Source organism: Vibrio sp. HDW18 (assembly GCF_011306175.1).
Lineage (GTDB): Bacteria > Pseudomonadota > Gammaproteobacteria > Enterobacterales > Vibrionaceae > Vibrio > Vibrio chanodichtyis.
This window is the reverse complement of the sequence record NZ_CP049913.1, coordinates 775,595-791,571: the sequence shown is the minus strand read 5'-3', so window position 1 is coordinate 791,571 and position 15,977 is coordinate 775,595. Positions and strand designations below refer to the sequence as shown.

The window sequence follows — 15,977 nt, the reverse complement described above, 5'->3', positions numbered from 1 at the left end:
CCGCGTAATGGTTCGATATCACTGGCGGCATTCGATCATAACTACCGATATAAGTGAAGCGTATTTTGAGTACATTTGCCGAGCGACTACAAACAGTTGCAAACAAACCAGAAGTCTTTCAAAACTTTGGGCGTGGGTTAGAGCGCGAATCTTTGCGCTACACACCAGACGGCGCTCTTACGCAAACGCCACATCCTGCAGCGCTGGGCTCGGCATTAACTCATCGCTGGATCACCACCGATTTTGCTGAATCATTGTTGGAGTTTATTACTCCGGTTTCTCATGATGTGGATACACTACTGGCTCAGATGGCGGATATTCACCATTTCGCACAAAGCAAATTGGGTGAGGAAAAGCTATGGCCGCTCTCGATGCCTTGTTATGTCGGCAGTGAAGAGGGCATTGAACTGGCACAATATGGTTCATCGAATACCGGCAAAATGAAAACCTTGTACCGTGAAGGCCTTAAGCGCCGTTATGGTAGCCTGATGCAGATCATCTCTGGCGTTCATTTTAATTTTTCCTTCCCTACGAGTTTTTGGGATGCATTATTAGGCGAGCAAGATCCACAAACTCGCCAAGCCAGCCAATCGGCAGCTTATTTTGGGGTGATCCGCAATTACTACCGTTTCGGCTGGTTGATCCCTTATCTGTTTGGTGCCTCACCGGCGCTGTGCTCTTCATTTTTACAAGGGCGTAAAACCGATCTGCCGTTTGAGTCGTTGGGTAACACGTTATATCTGCCTTATGCGACTTCATTGCGCCTCAGTGATCTTGGCTATACCAACAGCGCGCAAAGTGTGCTGCAAATTGGTTTCAATAGCATAGAGCAGTATCTGCAAGGAGTGAATGAAGCGATCCGTACTCCATCGCAACAGTTTGCCAAACTTGGGGTTAAGGTTGAGGGACAATATCATCAGCTCAACAGCAATGTACTGCAAATTGAAAATGAGCTGTATGCGCCAATTCGTCCCAAACGAGTGACCCAAAGTGGTGAGCGACCTTCACAAGCGTTAGCTCGTGCTGGCGTCGAGTACATCGAAGTGCGTTCACTGGATGTCAATCCGTTTAGTCCGATTGGCATCGACGAAGATCAAGTCCGTTTTCTCGACCTATTTTTAGCTTGGAGTGCGTTATCGGACTCCGATCCGATGGGCAATTGTGAACTTGCCTGTTGGCGTGATAACTGGCGCAAAGTGGTGTTAGAAGGGCGTAAACCTGGCTTAGAGCTACAAATTGGTTGTCATGGTGAAGTGCTGACGTTGCAAACTTGGGCCAAGCGGGTGTTTGCTGATTTACGTGCTATTGCACAAACCATGGATGCTGCGCTAGGTGGGCAAGCTTACCAAGAGGTATGTGACAAGCTAGAAGGTTGGATTGATAATCCAGAGCTGACTTTATCAGCACAGATTTTGGCGCAAATTAAACAGCATGGCGGTTTGGGCAAAACCGGTTGTGCGCTCGGTAATCAATATCGCGCGGCGAATTTGCAGCATCACTACCAATATTATTCACTCGATGTGATGGAACAGGAAGTATGCCGCTCTACGCAAGCTCAAGCAGAGGTTGAAGCTAAAGATACGCTCAGTTTCGATGCTTACTTAACGCAATATTTTGCGTACTTGCAGGAGACGGTTTAAGGTTATTTGGCAAATGGTGCGTGACTAACGCGCCAATCAGGGAGCAAAGCGATGCCATTATTAGACAGTTTCACGGTTGATCATACTCGTATGCAGGCACCTGCGGTACGGGTGGCTAAAACGATGCAAACCCCAAAAGGGGATACTATTACGGTGTTTGATCTGCGGTTTACCTTGCCCAATCAGGACATTTTGTCTGAGCGGGGTATTCATACTTTAGAGCACTTGTATGCCGGATTTATGCGTCAGCATTTAAATGGCCGCGAGGTGGAAATCATCGATATTTCGCCTATGGGCTGTCGTACCGGTTTTTATATGAGCTTGATTGGTGCGCCTAGCGAGCAGCAAGTGGCGACGGCTTGGTTAGCGTCGATGCAAGATGTGCTGAAAGTCGCAAGCCAAGCGCATATCCCTGAGTTAAATCGATACCAATGTGGCACGGCAGCAATGCACTCACTGGCAGAAGCACAAGCGATTGCCCAGCAAGTGATTACCGCTGGTATTGCCGTGAACCGTAATGAAGAGTTGGCACTACCGGAAGCGATGCTTCATCAGCTAAACGTTAACTAAATTCGGCTTGAGTTTGCTTGATATATGAAAAAGCCCGAACTTCTGGTTCGGGCTTTTTGTCGTTTTCTTTCTTGCGAATCGCTACACCAAGCCAGCTTTAGTTTTCTTGGGATAGACTTTAACCAGCTTGATCCGGTTCTCTTCTAACTCCAAGATTTCCATCTTATGCTGTGCTACTTTGACACTCAGGTGACTGGCTGGGATCTCTTCAAGATGCTCCAAAATTAAGCCATTCAGTGTTCTTGGGCCGTCGGTCGGCAGTTTCCACTTTAAGCTTTTATTAATGTCACGAATGTTGGCGCTGCCCTCAATTAAGAAGCTGCCATCTCCTTGTGGGGTAATTTCATCGGCTAAACTGGGTGACATCGAGGTGGTAAATTCACCGACAATCTCTTCTAAAATATCTTCTAGCGTAGTTAAGCCAATGATTTCACCATATTCATCGACGATCAGGCCAATTCGCTCTTTGTTACGCTGAAATTTAACCAACTGGACATTAAGCGGGGTCCCTTCTGGAATAAAATAAATTTCATCCGCGGCACGTAAGAGCATCTCTTTATTAAAGTCGTTTTTCTCTAACATAAAGCGTGCTGCTTCGCGTAAACGTAGGATGCCGACCACTTCATCGATTTTGTCGCGATACAGCACGATGCGTCCATGTGGTGAGTGGCTCAACTGACGCACGATCGATTTCCAATCATCATTGATATTGATCCCGCTGATCTCATTGCGTGGGATCATGATGTCATTGACTGTGACATGTTCAAGATCGAGGATCGATAGCAACATATCTTGGTGACGACGAGGGATCAGATTGCCTGCTTCATTGACCACAGTACGCAACTCTTCCGAGCTGAGATGATCGCCTTTGCTATGCGGTGAAATACCAAGGACACGGATCAAACCATTAGTGATTACATTGACGAATACCACCAAAGGTGAGAATAGCTTCATCAGTACCGACAGTAATACGCTACTGGTGTAAGAAACCCGCTCAGGATATAGCGCAGCTAAGGTTTTTGGTGTCACTTCTGCAAAGACCAGAATCACCAAAGTCAGCGCTCCGGTGGCAATCGCAACCCCTAAATCACCGTACAGACGCATACCGATAATGGTCGCAATCGCTGAGGCGAGAATATTGACCAGGTTATTACCAATTAGGATTAAACCGATCAAACGATCTGGACGAGCCAATAGCTTTTCTACTCGCTGTGCACCTTTATGGCCACTGTTGGCTAAATGCTTCAAACGGTAGCGATTGAGGGCCATCATGCCGGTTTCAGAACTGGAGAAGTAGGCAGAAATAATAATAAGACACGCGAGTAGCGCAAATAAGATACCCGTTGATATGTCGTCCAAAACGCTAATTTTCCTTATGGTAGAGTGCTAATAAAATTAAAAATAAAACCGAATCAGATCAATGCCCGATTGATACCGCTTATTAGCGTAAAATGATTTCGCGTACAAAACGGCTACCGAAATACGCCAAAGTGAGTAAGGTGGCTCCGGCTATCGCAAACCATGTTACTTTTTTACCTCGCCAACCTTTACGGTAGTGTCCCCAGAGCAAAACCGAATACACCATCCAAGCGACAAATGACAAAATACCTTTGTGCGCTTTACCTTGTGCAAACATGTCCTGAACAAAGATAAAGCCAGTTAATAATGTTCCGGTCAATAATAAGTTACCAATCAAAATAATCTTGAATAGTTGGCGCTCGACCATCAATAGTGGTGGCAAGTTAGGATTATTCAACAATACTTTTTTGCTCTTTAGCTTATGGTCAAGCCAAGCTAGCTGCAATGCATATAGCGCACCGATGGTTAAGGTCGAATAAGAAAACAGAGCCAAAGAAATGTGCAGTAATAATTTAGGATCACTCTCTAAGTGAGTAATAAAGCTGCTTGGTAGAAAGGTAGCGGCACAAAGATTTAGTGCCGAGAAGCTGTAGGCTACGGGCAGTAAAAACCAAAGCCGAGCCTTGAACATGGCTAAACTCATCACCAAAGAGACAATAAAACTGATCAGCGACGCGACATTGAGGATACTTAAATTTTGTCCACTACCATGCAGGATCAAATCACTGAGTAACCAGGCATGAAACAGCAGTGCAATAGCGGCACTGATAAATACGGTTTTAGCTCGGATCCCAGTTTGCTTGACCAGTCCAGGTACGATATTCGCAATCGATAAGAGATATAACATCGTCGAGACAATCGCGATTAAGTTTTCCATACCTGCCACATAGATAAAGGTTAAGTGGGTGAATTATACCTTGCTCTTAGTAAATGGGCTACTTTGGAAATGCGCTGTTTTTGATATACCCTTCCTACTTAAAGCTGCAGCGGTGTTGGCGACGTTCGTTCACCCCAATCACATAGTTTGCCTATGCTCATGGGGACTCTCTCACTTGCCGCCTACCTGTAACTTCAAGTGGTTTGGGTATAGGTGAGATAAAAGGTCGGGTAATTTACGATTCGTGAATCTCAGCCATCAGCAACGGGTATGCCTGTCCGTTTGTCTAAGGTATACTCACGCCAATTTACCGCCGCTTAGCGCAGAGAAAAAAGATGTTTGAGAATTTAACCGATCGCTTATCCAACACGCTGAAAAATATCAGCGGCAAAGGTCGTCTTACCGAAGATAATATTAAAGATACCCTGCGCGAAGTGCGCATGGCATTGTTAGAAGCTGACGTTGCGTTACCTGTGGTACGTGATTTTGTGCAGCGAGTCAAAGAAGGCGCAGTGGGTGTTGAGGTGTCTAAATCACTCACTCCGGGCCAAGAGTTCATTAAGATTGTTCGTCAGCAGCTTGAAGCTGTGATGGGGGAATCGAATCAAGCGCTGAATCTCGCGGCTCAGCCACCGGCAGTTATTTTGATGGCCGGTCTACAAGGTGCCGGTAAAACCACCTCGGTGGGTAAATTATCCAAGCTTCTTAAAGAGCGAGAAAAGAAAAAAGTGCTGGTGGTTTCCGCCGACGTTTATCGCCCCGCGGCGATCAAACAGTTGGAAACGCTAGCTAATGATTTAGGTGTTGATTTCTTCCCATCAACGCCGGATCAAAAACCGATTGATATTGCTAACGCTGCGATTGATCACGCCAAGAAAAAATTCTACGACGTATTGATTGTCGATACGGCTGGTCGTTTGGCGATTGATGAGCAGATGATGGCGGAAATCCAGGCACTGCATAAAGCTATCAACCCAGTCGAAACCCTGTTTGTGGTCGATGCGATGACCGGTCAAGATGCAGCCAATACCGCCAAGGCATTTGGTGATGCACTGCCGTTGACTGGGGTTATTCTGACCAAGGTTGATGGTGATGCCCGTGGTGGTGCTGCACTATCGGTACGTCATATCACGGGTAAGCCAATTAAATTCTTGGGGGTCGGTGAAAAAACCGATGCACTAGAACCATTCCATCCAGATCGGATTGCATCACGCATTCTCGGTATGGGTGATGTGCTGTCCTTGATTGAAGATTTGCAGCGTAATGTTGATCAGCAACAAGCGGAAAAGCTCGCGAAAAAGTTCAAAGAAAAGAAAGGCTTTGATTTAGAAGATTTCCGTGAACAGCTCGGCCAGATGAAAAATATGGGTGGCATGATGGGCATGCTCGATAAATTACCCGGTATGTCGCAATTACCAGCCGATATGAAAGATAAAGTCGATGATCGGGTCTTTAAGCAGATGGAAGCGATGATCAGCTCAATGACCATGAAAGAGCGTCAGCATCCTGAGTTGATCAAAGGTTCACGTAAAAAGCGCATTGCCGCGGGCTCTGGTACCCAAGTACAAGATGTGAATCGCCTACTTAAGCAATTTACTCAGATGCAAAAAATGATGAAAAAAATGCAGCAGGGCGGCATGAAAGGCATGATGCGTAACATGCAAGGCCTGATGGGTGGTGGTCGTGGTGGTTTGGGCGGCGGTTTCTTTGGTCGTTAATGACACTATCACCAGCGGAGTAGATGAAGCATTAACCTTTCAATCTGTTAGCTGAATCACAGTAATGGCGCGCGCTTTTTGCTGGTGAAAAAGTAGCTAAACCCCTTGCAAAGCCTCGCAATAAGAGTAGAATTCCGAGGCTTTATTTTGGCACGAGACCCCAAACTGATTTTGTGAAAATTTTTGCAAGCCGGTTTTCGGGGTTAATTTTATTTTTGAAAAGCAAAGAGGACGACATGGTAACCATTCGTTTGGCACGTCACGGCGCGAAAAAGCGTCCATTTTATCAAATCGTTGTAGCAGACAGCCGCAACTCAGCAACTGGCCGTTTCATCGAGAAAGTTGGTTTCTTTAACCCGACTGCTGCTGGCCAAGAAGAAGGCCTGCGTCTGGATCTGGATCGCGTGAACCACTGGGTTTCACAAGGCGCATCTATGTCTGACCGCGTAGCACAACTAGTTAAAACCGCTCAAAAAGCGGCTTAATTATTACAATTAAGTAATCACTAGTTTATGTCGATGAAAGGTAAAGAAACGATGAGCAAGCAACACGAAAAATTGGTTGTGGGAAAATTAGGTTCTTCTTACGGCATTCGTGGCTGGCTTAAAGCTTTTTCCTACACAGACAATCCAGAAAGTATTTTCGATTACAGCCCTTGGTTCATTGAACAAAAGGGTGAGTGGGTAGAGTACAAAGTAGAAGGCTGGAAACGCCACAACAAAGGTTGGGTAGTGAAACTTCAAGGGCTTGATGTTCGTGAAGACGCACACCTGCTGACTAACTTTGAAATCGCAATTGACCCCGCATCATTACCAGAATTGTCAGGAGATGAGTTCTACTGGCGTGAATTGTTTGGTATGCAAGTGGTGACCACCAGCGGTTATGACCTTGGCGTTGTAACTGACATGATGGAAACCGGCTCCAACGATGTTCTCGTAGTGAAAGCGAATCTGAAAGATGCTTTCGGCCAAAAGGAACGGTTGATTCCGTTTCTTGAAGAGCAAGTGATCAAAGTTATTGATCGCCAAGCTCAACGGATCGAAGTTGACTGGGATCCTGCGTTTTAACTCAAAAATCGAATAAGCGAGGAAACATGTGGGTTGGCATTGTTAGCCTATTTCCTGAAATGTTCCGCAGCGTTACCGATTTTGGAGTAACAGGTCAGGCGGTGAAAAAAGGGTTATTGTCAGTTGAGACTTGGAATCCACGTGATTTCGCTCATGACAAGCGTCGCACAGTCGATGATAAACCCTACGGTGGCGGTCCCGGCATGTTGATGATGGTGCAACCTTTGCGCGATGCCATCCATGCGGCGAAACAAGCGTCACCGGGTAAGACGAAAGTGATTTATCTCTCTCCACAAGGTCGTAAACTCGACCAACAAGGTGTGGAAGAGCTGGCGCAAAGCCAGAATTTAATTCTGATTTGCGGTCGCTATGAAGGGGTAGATGAACGGATTATTGAATCGGAGGTTGACGAAGAATGGTCAATCGGCGATTTCGTAATGACCGGCGGCGAACTGCCAGCCATGACGTTGATTGATTCAGTCTCGCGGTTTATACCGGGAGTGCTAGGGGATTTTGCGTCAGCAGAAGAAGATTCTTTTGCTAATGGTCTGTTAGATTGTCCGCACTACACGCGTCCTGAAGTATTGGATGGAAAAGAGGTACCCGCGGTACTGAAATCTGGCAATCATGAGGACATTCGTCGCTGGCGACTGAAACAGTCGTTAGGCCGAACCTGGCTAAGAAGACCGGAGCTCCTGGAAAACCTAGCTCTGACTGACGAACAGGAACAATTACTGGTTGAGTTTATTAAACAGGCTCAGCATCAGTAACCTATTAAATTTAGTATCAGTTTATTCTAGGAATTTAGACAATGAGTAACATCATCAAGGCTCTAGAACAAGAGCAAATGAAACAAAACCTGCCTCAATTTGCACCAGGTGACACTGTTGTGGTTCAAGTTAAGGTAAAAGAAGGTGACCGTGAGCGTCTACAGGCTTTCGAAGGCGTTGTAATTGCAATTCGTAACCGTGGTCTGCACTCTGCATTCACCGTTCGTAAAATTTCTAACGGCGAAGGTGTTGAGCGTACGTTCCAAACTCACTCTCCAGTAGTTGATAGCATTGAAGTTAAACGTCGCGGTGCAGTACGTCGTGCCAAACTGTACTACCTGCGTGACCTGTCTGGTAAAGCTGCTCGTATCAAAGAGAAGCTGACTAAGAAATAATGCTAGAACTTTCGTTCTCGTAGTAAAAAGCGGAGCCCAAGGGCTCCGCTTTTTTGTATTGAGTGATGATTGTTTATCGATGATGGTTGCTTGATATTCATGCTTAACCATTGAAATCTTGGCGGTGCTAAACGCGAAACTGCAAGCTATTCTCGGGCATCTTCACCAATTGTCACTGGCACCACCATTTCTTGGCCTTTGCGCAGCAAAGTCAAATCGACCACGGTGCCTGGTCTAAGATCGGTCACGGTATCGGTCACATTTTGCCGGCCATTAATTTTTTTACCATCAATTTTGAGCAGGATATCTTGCTCTAATAGGCCGGCTTTTGCTGCGGGCCCAGTGGGATCCACGCCTAAAATGATGATCCCACCCACATGTTCATTGCCCAGTAAGCGTGAGGTCATTGAATTAATATCTTGTCCATCTACCCCAATATAGCCGCGGATCACCCGTCCATCGGCAATGATTTTGGTCATAATTTTGCTGGCGAGAGCGTAAGGAATTGCAAATGAAATGCCATAGGTTTCAAAATCGGTAGCTTGTTGGAAAGAGGCGGTATTGATCCCAACTAATTCCCCTTCGGTATTCACTAAGGCTCCTCCAGAGTTGCCTTCATTGATCGCCGCATCAGTTTGGATGAATGCTTGTCGTCCATCAGCGCTGATCGATGAACGACCGGTGGCTGAAATAATCCCAAATGTGGTGGTTTGCCCCAAATTATAAGGATTACCAATTGCTAACACCACATCACCCACTTGGGGATGATAATCGGGATTGAGTGGAATGACTGGCAGCCCACTCCCTTCCACGCGCAATATTGCGATATCGGTGCGGCGATCTTTGCCAACCAGCTGTGCCGCTGCGGCTCGGCCATCTTGTAGTGCCACCACAATTTGATCGGCTTGAGCCACGACATGATAGTTGGTAATGATATAGCCCTTTTCACTGACAATTACCCCTGAGCCTAAACCTTGAATCGACAGTTTGCGGTGATCGCTTTCGCTGTATTTACGGTTATAAATATTGACGACTGCAGGGGCGGCATTGCGCACCGCTTGATTAAACGATATCTGTAATGCGCTGATATGACGCGGTTGAGAATTGACGACAGGGAGTAGTTTGGCACGTAGTGAGGGTGTTAGCCCAATGATGATGATTGCGACAAATACCCCAAGGCTGATTGAGCGAACCCAAAATTTCAGCATAGTTTCCCCAACTCAAATTTAGATAAATGACGGACGGTAAGTGGTCAAGAATAACACTGGAAGTGCATTTCGCCAAAGTGACATCGAAAACGTTTATAGTTTCGTTTTTCTGGTTGATGTTGGTGTGAAGAGTATGGACTGCGTTACCGCTAAATGAGCGGTAACGCAGGGCTGACGTTTAACGAACGACTAGATACAGGGTCCGTTCGCCACGTTGAATATTTAATGCCAGAATATTCGGCGATTTTTCCATGATGGCACGCAACTCGGCAATGTTTTTTACCCGCTTACGGTTTACACCGATAATGATGTCATCTTTTTGTAGTTGATAAGACTCAGCCGCCGAACCTTTTTGTACCTCGGTGACTTTAACCCCTTGGATTGGATCGCTGTCATCAGTGTTACTGAGCTCTGCGCCGCTTAAACCTTGGTGCAGTGATTCGGCTTTGGTTTTTGCATTTTGCTGTTCATCGAGCGTAACGGAAACACTCTGGTTTTTACCATCACGTAATATGCCAAGAGTAATGGTTTTACCGGCACCTAAGGTGGCCACTTTAGCGCGCAATTCCGAGAAGGTATCAACCGGTTTACCATTGAGTGAGGTAATGATATCGCCGGCTTTGATCCCCGCTTTATCTGCTGCACTATTGGCGACCACTTGACTGACAAATGCACCTTTAGAGGATTCATAACCGAGCGCATCGGCGAGCTCAGAGCTGATTTCGCCTCCTTGCACTCCCAGCATGCCACGTTTGACTTCACCAAATTCTAAAATTTGATCGGTGAGGTTTTTCATCATATTCGAAGGAATGGCAAAGCCGATCCCGACGTTACCGCCATTGGGGCCTAGAATCGCAGTGTTAATTCCGATCAATTCACCATTGAGATTGACCAGTGCCCCGCCTGAGTTGCCGCTATTGATGGCGGCATCCGTTTGAATGAAATTTTCAAAATTTTCGATATTTAAGCCACTGCGCCCAAGCGCGGAGATAATGCCAGAGGTGACGGTTTGCCCTAAACCAAATGGGTTGCCAATCGCTACGGCAAAGTCTCCAACCCGTAGCACATCGGAGTCGGCAATTTTAATTTCGGTGAGATTTTTTGCTTTGCTGAGTTTAAGCAACGCGACATCGGACATCGCATCGCCACCGACCAGTTCAGCATCAAACTCCCGACCATCATGCAGTTTAACGCGAATTTTTTCTGCACTATTGATGACATGATAGTTGGTGACTACATAACCTTTCTCAGCACTAATAATGACGCCTGAGCCGAGTCCACGAAATGGACGTTCTTGCAGTTGTTCGGTTGGAAAGTCAGGGCCGAAGAAAAAACGAAATTGATCCGGCAGGCGCTGTTTTGATACTTGAGTGCCTTCCACTGCAATACTGACTACCGCTGGGGTGACTTTTTCTAGCATCGGCGCAAGACTCGGTATTTGCGATCCATTGACAGAAAGGGGAAGGGCTGCGCTGGCAGGTAACGGTGAAAGTATCGTGCCCAAGCTAAGAGATAGAGCAGTTAAAATAAGCAAAGGTTTTTTCATCATAAACTCCTCAACAAATACACATTTGGCTGAAATAGAAAATAGGTCCATTTCCAGAAACATCAACCAATAATCTGTGAGTTATGACTCAAAAACCTTTGCAAAGTTCACCATGCTCTGAGGTGAATAAAATTAACTGGCTTTGCTGTTATTAACTAAGTCGGCTGAGTGAATAATCGCTTTGGTTTCACCACGCAGCAAACCACTTGCACCTAAAGCATAATCTTTCGGCGGCTGTTCTAACGTTTCAGGTTGTTTATTCTCTTGCTCTTTTTGCTGGGCGAGTCGACTAAACGGATTATCTTGCTCTGGCAAATGAGGGATTAAATCGCTGGCGGTTTTTGCCATATGCTGATAGAGCTTAGTGTAATCCTTACCTAGAGTGTCGAGCATTTCGGCTGTCTGTGCAAAATGGTCAGCCAGTTCTTGACGCTGCTGTTCTAAACTAAATTTGGCGCTATCGAGTTCTTTTTGTAGATTCTTCTGCGTTTTGTATTGAGGCGTCATTAAACGAGTGATCAGCACTCCGACTATTATCCCCACTAGCAATCCAGCAATAGTATAAATCCAAGGCATAAGAGCTCCTTATTGTTGTTGTTTAACATGTTTTTTACCTGTCGGTTACACATGTGCGAGGGACATGTTACTATGAGAGCCTAGTACGATAAAGCAAAATGCATGTGGTTGATTTTGCGTTTACCACTTTTCTTATCACTGTAGCAGAGCAATATGACAGCAAAGCCGCGCTACCCCAAATATTTACTTTAAACCTCAGCATGACATATTGAATGGCTATGGTTTTTTTTGTGATTTTATACAAAAAGAGATGATTTTTTCTGCTCCCTTCTCTATAATCCTGCGACCCACCGTTACTGCAGGTCCTTTGTGACCGAGAGTGCCACCCACTCGAAGGGGTGATGACTGGGCTCTTAGACAGTGGGAGCGAAAGCTCCTTGAAGTGTAAATTTAAATTAACGGGTTATTATTAGCATGAAAACTTTCGTTGCTAAACCAGAAACTGTAAAACGTGACTGGTACGTTGTAGACGCTGAAGGTAAAACTCTTGGCCGTCTAGCAAGTGAAATTGCATCTCGCCTACGTGGCAAACATAAAGCTGAATACACTCCACACGTTGACACTGGTGATTACATCATCGTTGTTAATGCGGAGAAAGTTACTGTTACTGGTAACAAAGCTAAGAACAAAATGTACCACCGTCACTCTGAGTTCCCAGGTGGCCTGAAATCATTCAGCTTCGAGACGCTGATTGAGCGTAAGCCAGAAATGGTACTTGAGTTAGCGGTTAAAGGTATGTTGCCAAAAGGTCCTCTAGGCCGTGCTATGTACCGTAAGCTAAAAGTTTACGCTGGCGCTGAGCACAACCATGCTGCTCAACAACCAAAAGTACTGGACATCTAATCGGGGATTTCGGAAATGGCAGAGAATCAATACTACGGCACTGGCCGTCGCAAAAGCTCAGCTGCTCGTGTTTTTATCAAACCAGGCAGCGGCAACATCGTAATCAACAAGCGTAGTCTTGAAGAGTACTTCGGTCGTCCAACTTCTTGCATGGTTGTTAAACAACCTCTTGAACTGGTTGACATGGTAGAAAAACTGGATCTGTACATCACTGTTAAAGGTGGTGGTATTTCTGGTCAAGCTGGTGCTATCCGTCACGGTATCACTCGCGCTCTGATGGAATACGATGAGTCTCTACGTCCTGTTCTACGTGCTGCTGGCTACGTTACTCGTGACGCTCGTCGCGTTGAACGTAAGAAAGTGGGTCTACGTAAAGCACGTCGTCGTCCACAGTTCTCTAAGCGTTAATTTTCCTGTTTGGAAAATACGCTCCAGTGTTACTGGATGTGGTTCAAAAACCCGGCTATTTGGCCGGGTTTTTTACATTTCAGCGATAAGCCCACGGTTTATTGCTTGGTAGCGAATTGTCGCCACTGTTTTTTTCGTACTCATCCTCTCCTCCATGCTCATCATGCTTTATCCGGCACGCGATTATTCCTTTTGTGATGCTTCCAGCGTTCTCAATTGATGCATGTTGCAAAAAGGTAGCTTCACCTTGTTAAATATTAACTGTTTATTTATGATTTGTTATCGAGGTGATTCTATAGCCCGTGTTGGTTAGCCTTACTCTTTAAATGGAATTAGCTGGATCGATTGGAAGCCAATGGGAGAATGTCTGGATGAGTAATGCACCTCTAAATCCAGGTCGTAGACGATTTCTGACCGCCACCACCGCTGTTGTTGGTGGCTTAGGAGTGGCTGCGGTCGCAGTACCTTTTATCAAATCATGGAATCCGAGTGCTAAAGCCAAAGCCGCAGGAGCTCCGGTTGAGGTTGAAATCGGCAAGCTGGAAGAAGGGCAAATGATCCGAGTCGAGTGGCGCGGCAAACCGGTTTGGATAGTTCGCCGCTCTGGCGCGATTATTGAAGATCTAAAAAATCACGCCAACCAATTGCGTGATGCCAATTCGCAGCAGTTACAACAGCCCAATTATGCTCAAAATATTTACCGCTCAATTAAGCCTGAATATTTTATTGCGGTAGGGATTTGTACTCACTTGGGTTGCTCACCTACTTATTTACCCGATTCTTTTTCTGAGCAAGTCCAAGGTGTCAAATCCGGCTTTTTTTGCCCCTGTCATGGCTCCAAATTTGATATGGCGGGCCGTGTTTTTCAAGCGGTTCCTGCGCCATTAAATCTAGTGATCCCGCCGCATATGTACCTAAGCGATACTCGGGTGGTAATTGGTCTTGATGCAACAGGAGAGGCATAATGCAAGCTCTACTGGACTGGGTAGAAAAACGTCTACCGGTTATCAATGCGTATAGAAAGCATCTGTCCGAATATCCGATGCCTAAAAACTTTAACTTTTGGTACTTGTTTGGTTCGTTGGCGATGTTGGTACTGGTTAACCAGCTTTTAACGGGGATCTGGTTAACCATGAACTACGTGCCTTCAGGCGAAGGAGCCTTTGCATCAGTCGAATACATTATGCGTGATGTGGAGTATGGTTGGTTGCTGCGTTATATGCATTCGACCGGGGCTTCCGCATTTTTTATTGTGATTTATCTGCACATGTTTCGAGGTTTGATTTATGGCTCTTATCAGCAGCCTCGTGAATTATTGTGGATCTTTGGCATGCTGATCTTCTTGGTATTGATGGCTGAAGCGTTTATGGGCTATCTGCTCCCTTGGGGACAAATGTCTTATTGGGGGGCGCAGGTTATCATCTCGCTATTTGGTGCAATTCCGATTATTGGTGATGATTTAACACTGTGGATCCGCGGTGATTATGTTATTTCTGGTGCCACGCTCAACCGTTTCTTTGCGTTACACGTGATTGGATTACCAATAGTGCTACTACTGCTGATTGGGTTGCACGTTTTGGCGCTGCATGAAGTGGGTTCCAATAATCCTGATGGAATTGAAACTAAATTGGCTAAAGGTTCGCAGGGTGAGGGTTATCAACCTCAATTCAAGTTTCATCACGACTACACCAAGAAATATGACATTGTGGACTCCATTCCCTTTCACCCTTATGGCACGGTCAAAGACTTAATCGGTGTGGCCGGTTTCTTGTTTTTGTTTTGTTATGTGCTGTTTTTCAATCCGGAAATGGGAGGGTATTTCCTTGAACCACCTAACTTTGAAGCGGCTAATCCACTGAAAACGCCAGAGCATATCGCTCCGGTGTGGTATTTCACTCCATTTTACGCCATTTTGCGTGCCGTGCCGGATAAGCTAATCGGTGTGATGGCGATGGGGGCATCGATTATCATGCTGTTTTTATTACCTTGGTTGGATCGCTGTAAGGTGCGCTCTTATCGTTATCGTAGCAAATTCCATTTATTCAATATTGCCCAGTTTACGGTCAGTTTCATTGCATTGGGCATGTTAGGTGCGTTACCTGCGACACCTACTTATACCTTGTTGGCGCAGATTTTTAGCTTGGGCTATTTCATGTTCTTTGTGTTGCTGTTTTTCTATAGCAAGAATGAAGTGACTAAGCCATTACCGACCAGAGTGACCTACTAATGAAAATATGGATTGTAGTGTGGTTGGCTTTATGGCCATCATTGGTGATGGCGGCAGGAGCTAATATTCATTTAGATAAAGCGAATAATCAATTAAGCGATCAAGCTTCGCTACAAAATGGTGCCAAGCTATTTATCAACTATTGTTTTGGTTGCCATTCGACCCAGTACCAACGTTATCAAAGAGTTGCCGATGATCTTGGCATCCCGGCTGATTTAATGAAGCAACACTTAATATTTAATCCAGCCACTAAAATTGGTGATGTGATGGAAAATGCAATTCCGGAGCCATCCGCAGCTAAGTGGTTTGGGGCGCCGCCTCCGGATTTAACCTTAGTGGCTCGAGTACGGGGCACCGATTGGCTTTACACTTATCTGCGTACTTTTTATGTTGACCCATCACGCCCATTTGGAGTTAATAACTTAGTCTTTCCCAGCGTTGGTATGCCGCATGTGCTGGAAGAGTTGCAGGGCACTCCTGAGCCGATTTATGCCAGCAAAGTTGTTGATGGGAATCCGGTTATGCATGTGGTTGGGATCAAATCGCGTGGTAATGGTGAGCTAAGTGAAGGGGAATACAATCAAGCGGTGCGAGATTTGGTCAATTTTCTCGCATACTCTAGCGAGCCTATCAAGTTAGAGCGGCAAAAACTTGGTTGGTGGGTGATGGGCTTTTTAGTACTTTTCAGCCTAGTAGTGATTGCGCTCAAGAAAGAGTATTGGCGTGATGTGCACTAATTGTGCTATTATGTCGCGCTAATTTCCGATTGTTAA

The 15,977-nt window shown here is 45.7% G+C and carries 17 protein-coding genes; 12 read left to right on the top strand and 5 right to left on the bottom strand.

Annotated features, from left to right (window positions below; genetic code table 11):
- Positions 1–65 precede the first annotated feature (65 nt).
- Both gshA and luxS read left to right on the top strand, forming a co-directional pair.
- Positions 66–1,640, top strand: a complete 1,575-nt coding sequence (gshA, locus tag G7083_RS03665) for a glutamate--cysteine ligase (RefSeq protein ID WP_166013639.1) — start codon at positions 66–68, stop codon at positions 1,638–1,640.
- A 51-nt stretch (positions 1,641–1,691) separates the two neighbouring features.
- The gene (luxS, locus tag G7083_RS03660; RefSeq protein ID WP_166013638.1) at positions 1,692–2,210 is read left to right on the top strand and encodes an S-ribosylhomocysteine lyase; all 519 of its coding nucleotides are present in this window, start codon (positions 1,692–1,694) and stop codon (positions 2,208–2,210) included.
- 81 nt (positions 2,211–2,291) lie between these two features.
- On the opposite strand, the gene G7083_RS03655 is transcribed toward luxS, so the two are convergent.
- Positions 2,292–3,569 (bottom strand): HlyC/CorC family transporter, encoded by a 1,278-nt coding sequence (locus G7083_RS03655; protein WP_166013637.1) that lies wholly within the window; start codon positions 3,567–3,569, stop codon positions 2,292–2,294.
- Positions 3,570–3,651: 82 nt separating this feature from the next.
- Entirely contained in the window at positions 3,652–4,446 is a 795-nt protein-coding gene (locus G7083_RS03650) for an inner membrane protein YpjD (protein ID WP_166013636.1), read from the bottom strand.
- Between the two features lie 335 nt (positions 4,447–4,781).
- Between G7083_RS03650 and ffh the strand changes: the two genes are divergently transcribed.
- The 5 genes from ffh (at position 4,782) to rplS (ending at position 8,396) form a co-directional block, all read left to right on the top strand.
- Complete coding sequence (gene ffh / locus G7083_RS03645) at positions 4,782–6,164, top strand: signal recognition particle protein (protein WP_166013635.1); 1,383 nt, start codon at positions 4,782–4,784, stop codon at positions 6,162–6,164.
- Positions 6,165–6,400: 236 nt separating this feature from the next.
- Entirely contained in the window at positions 6,401–6,649 is a 249-nt protein-coding gene (gene rpsP, locus G7083_RS03640; protein ID WP_166013634.1) for a 30S ribosomal protein S16, read from the top strand.
- A 27-nt stretch (positions 6,650–6,676) separates the two neighbouring features.
- A complete protein-coding gene (gene rimM, locus G7083_RS03635; protein WP_166013633.1) occupies positions 6,677–7,231 on the top strand; it encodes a ribosome maturation factor RimM in 555 nt (184 codons plus the stop codon).
- Between the two features lie 26 nt (positions 7,232–7,257).
- Positions 7,258–8,001: a tRNA (guanosine(37)-N1)-methyltransferase TrmD gene (trmD, locus tag G7083_RS03630; protein WP_166013632.1), complete on the top strand. Its 744-nt coding sequence runs from the start codon at positions 7,258–7,260 to the stop codon at positions 7,999–8,001.
- Between the two features lie 41 nt (positions 8,002–8,042).
- Positions 8,043–8,396, top strand: a complete 354-nt coding sequence (gene rplS, locus G7083_RS03625) for a 50S ribosomal protein L19 (protein WP_166013631.1) — start codon at positions 8,043–8,045, stop codon at positions 8,394–8,396.
- 146 nt (positions 8,397–8,542) lie between these two features.
- Here rplS and degS read toward each other — a convergent pair whose 3' ends face one another.
- From degS to zapG, 3 genes are all read right to left on the bottom strand, one after another.
- Complete coding sequence (degS, locus tag G7083_RS03620) at positions 8,543–9,604, bottom strand: outer membrane-stress sensor serine endopeptidase DegS (protein WP_166013630.1); 1,062 nt, start codon at positions 9,602–9,604, stop codon at positions 8,543–8,545.
- 178 nt (positions 9,605–9,782) lie between these two features.
- Entirely contained in the window at positions 9,783–11,150 is a 1,368-nt protein-coding gene (locus G7083_RS03615; RefSeq protein ID WP_166013629.1) for a Do family serine endopeptidase, read from the bottom strand.
- A gap of 132 nt (positions 11,151–11,282) precedes the next feature.
- Positions 11,283–11,726, bottom strand: a complete 444-nt coding sequence (zapG, locus tag G7083_RS03610; RefSeq protein ID WP_166013628.1) for a Z-ring associated protein ZapG — start codon at positions 11,724–11,726, stop codon at positions 11,283–11,285.
- Between the two features lie 414 nt (positions 11,727–12,140).
- On the opposite strand from zapG, the gene rplM reads away from it, so the two are divergent.
- The 5 genes from rplM (at position 12,141) to G7083_RS03585 (ending at position 15,941) form a co-directional block, all read left to right on the top strand.
- Entirely contained in the window at positions 12,141–12,569 is a 429-nt protein-coding gene (rplM, locus tag G7083_RS03605; protein ID WP_166013627.1) for a 50S ribosomal protein L13, read from the top strand.
- Between the two features lie 15 nt (positions 12,570–12,584).
- Positions 12,585–12,977: a 30S ribosomal protein S9 gene (rpsI, locus tag G7083_RS03600; RefSeq protein ID WP_000829823.1), complete on the top strand. Its 393-nt coding sequence runs from the start codon at positions 12,585–12,587 to the stop codon at positions 12,975–12,977.
- A gap of 371 nt (positions 12,978–13,348) precedes the next feature.
- Positions 13,349–13,942, top strand: coding sequence for a ubiquinol-cytochrome c reductase iron-sulfur subunit (petA, locus tag G7083_RS03595; RefSeq protein WP_166013626.1), 594 nt, complete (start codon positions 13,349–13,351; stop codon positions 13,940–13,942).
- Positions 13,942–15,204 carry a cytochrome bc complex cytochrome b subunit gene (locus G7083_RS03590; protein ID WP_166013625.1) on the top strand — a complete coding sequence of 421 codons (1,263 nt, stop codon included), beginning with the start codon at positions 13,942–13,944 and terminating at the stop codon, positions 15,202–15,204. The genes petA and G7083_RS03590 overlap by 1 nt, the downstream gene beginning before the upstream one ends.
- Positions 15,204–15,941 (top strand): cytochrome c1, encoded by a 738-nt coding sequence (locus G7083_RS03585; RefSeq protein ID WP_166013624.1) that lies wholly within the window; start codon positions 15,204–15,206, stop codon positions 15,939–15,941. Before G7083_RS03590 ends, G7083_RS03585 begins: the two co-directional genes overlap by 1 nt.
- The last annotated feature ends 36 nt before the right edge of the window (positions 15,942–15,977 follow it).

Bases quoted from the DNA above. Each gene is read 5' to 3' on its own strand.
- luxS (WP_166013638.1), top strand. From the start codon at position 1,692: ATGCCATTATTAGACAGTTTCACGGTTGATCATACTCGTATGCAGGCA.
- G7083_RS03650 (WP_166013636.1), bottom strand. From the start codon at position 4,446: ATGGAAAACTTAATCGCGATTGTCTCGACGATGTTATATCTCTTATCG.
- ffh (WP_166013635.1), top strand. From the start codon at position 4,782: ATGTTTGAGAATTTAACCGATCGCTTATCCAACACGCTGAAAAATATC.
- rpsP (WP_166013634.1), top strand. From the start codon at position 6,401: ATGGTAACCATTCGTTTGGCACGTCACGGCGCGAAAAAGCGTCCATTT.
- rimM (WP_166013633.1), top strand. From the start codon at position 6,677: ATGTCGATGAAAGGTAAAGAAACGATGAGCAAGCAACACGAAAAATTG.
- trmD (WP_166013632.1), top strand. From the start codon at position 7,258: ATGTGGGTTGGCATTGTTAGCCTATTTCCTGAAATGTTCCGCAGCGTT.
- rplS (WP_166013631.1), top strand. From the start codon at position 8,043: ATGAGTAACATCATCAAGGCTCTAGAACAAGAGCAAATGAAACAAAAC.
- degS (WP_166013630.1), bottom strand. From the start codon at position 9,604: ATGCTGAAATTTTGGGTTCGCTCAATCAGCCTTGGGGTATTTGTCGCA.
- G7083_RS03615 (WP_166013629.1), bottom strand. From the start codon at position 11,150: ATGAAAAAACCTTTGCTTATTTTAACTGCTCTATCTCTTAGCTTGGGC.
- zapG (WP_166013628.1), bottom strand. From the start codon at position 11,726: ATGCCTTGGATTTATACTATTGCTGGATTGCTAGTGGGGATAATAGTC.
- rplM (WP_166013627.1), top strand. From the start codon at position 12,141: ATGAAAACTTTCGTTGCTAAACCAGAAACTGTAAAACGTGACTGGTAC.
- rpsI (WP_000829823.1), top strand. From the start codon at position 12,585: ATGGCAGAGAATCAATACTACGGCACTGGCCGTCGCAAAAGCTCAGCT.
- petA (WP_166013626.1), top strand. From the start codon at position 13,349: ATGAGTAATGCACCTCTAAATCCAGGTCGTAGACGATTTCTGACCGCC.
- G7083_RS03590 (WP_166013625.1), top strand. From the start codon at position 13,942: ATGCAAGCTCTACTGGACTGGGTAGAAAAACGTCTACCGGTTATCAAT.
- G7083_RS03585 (WP_166013624.1), top strand. From the start codon at position 15,204: ATGAAAATATGGATTGTAGTGTGGTTGGCTTTATGGCCATCATTGGTG.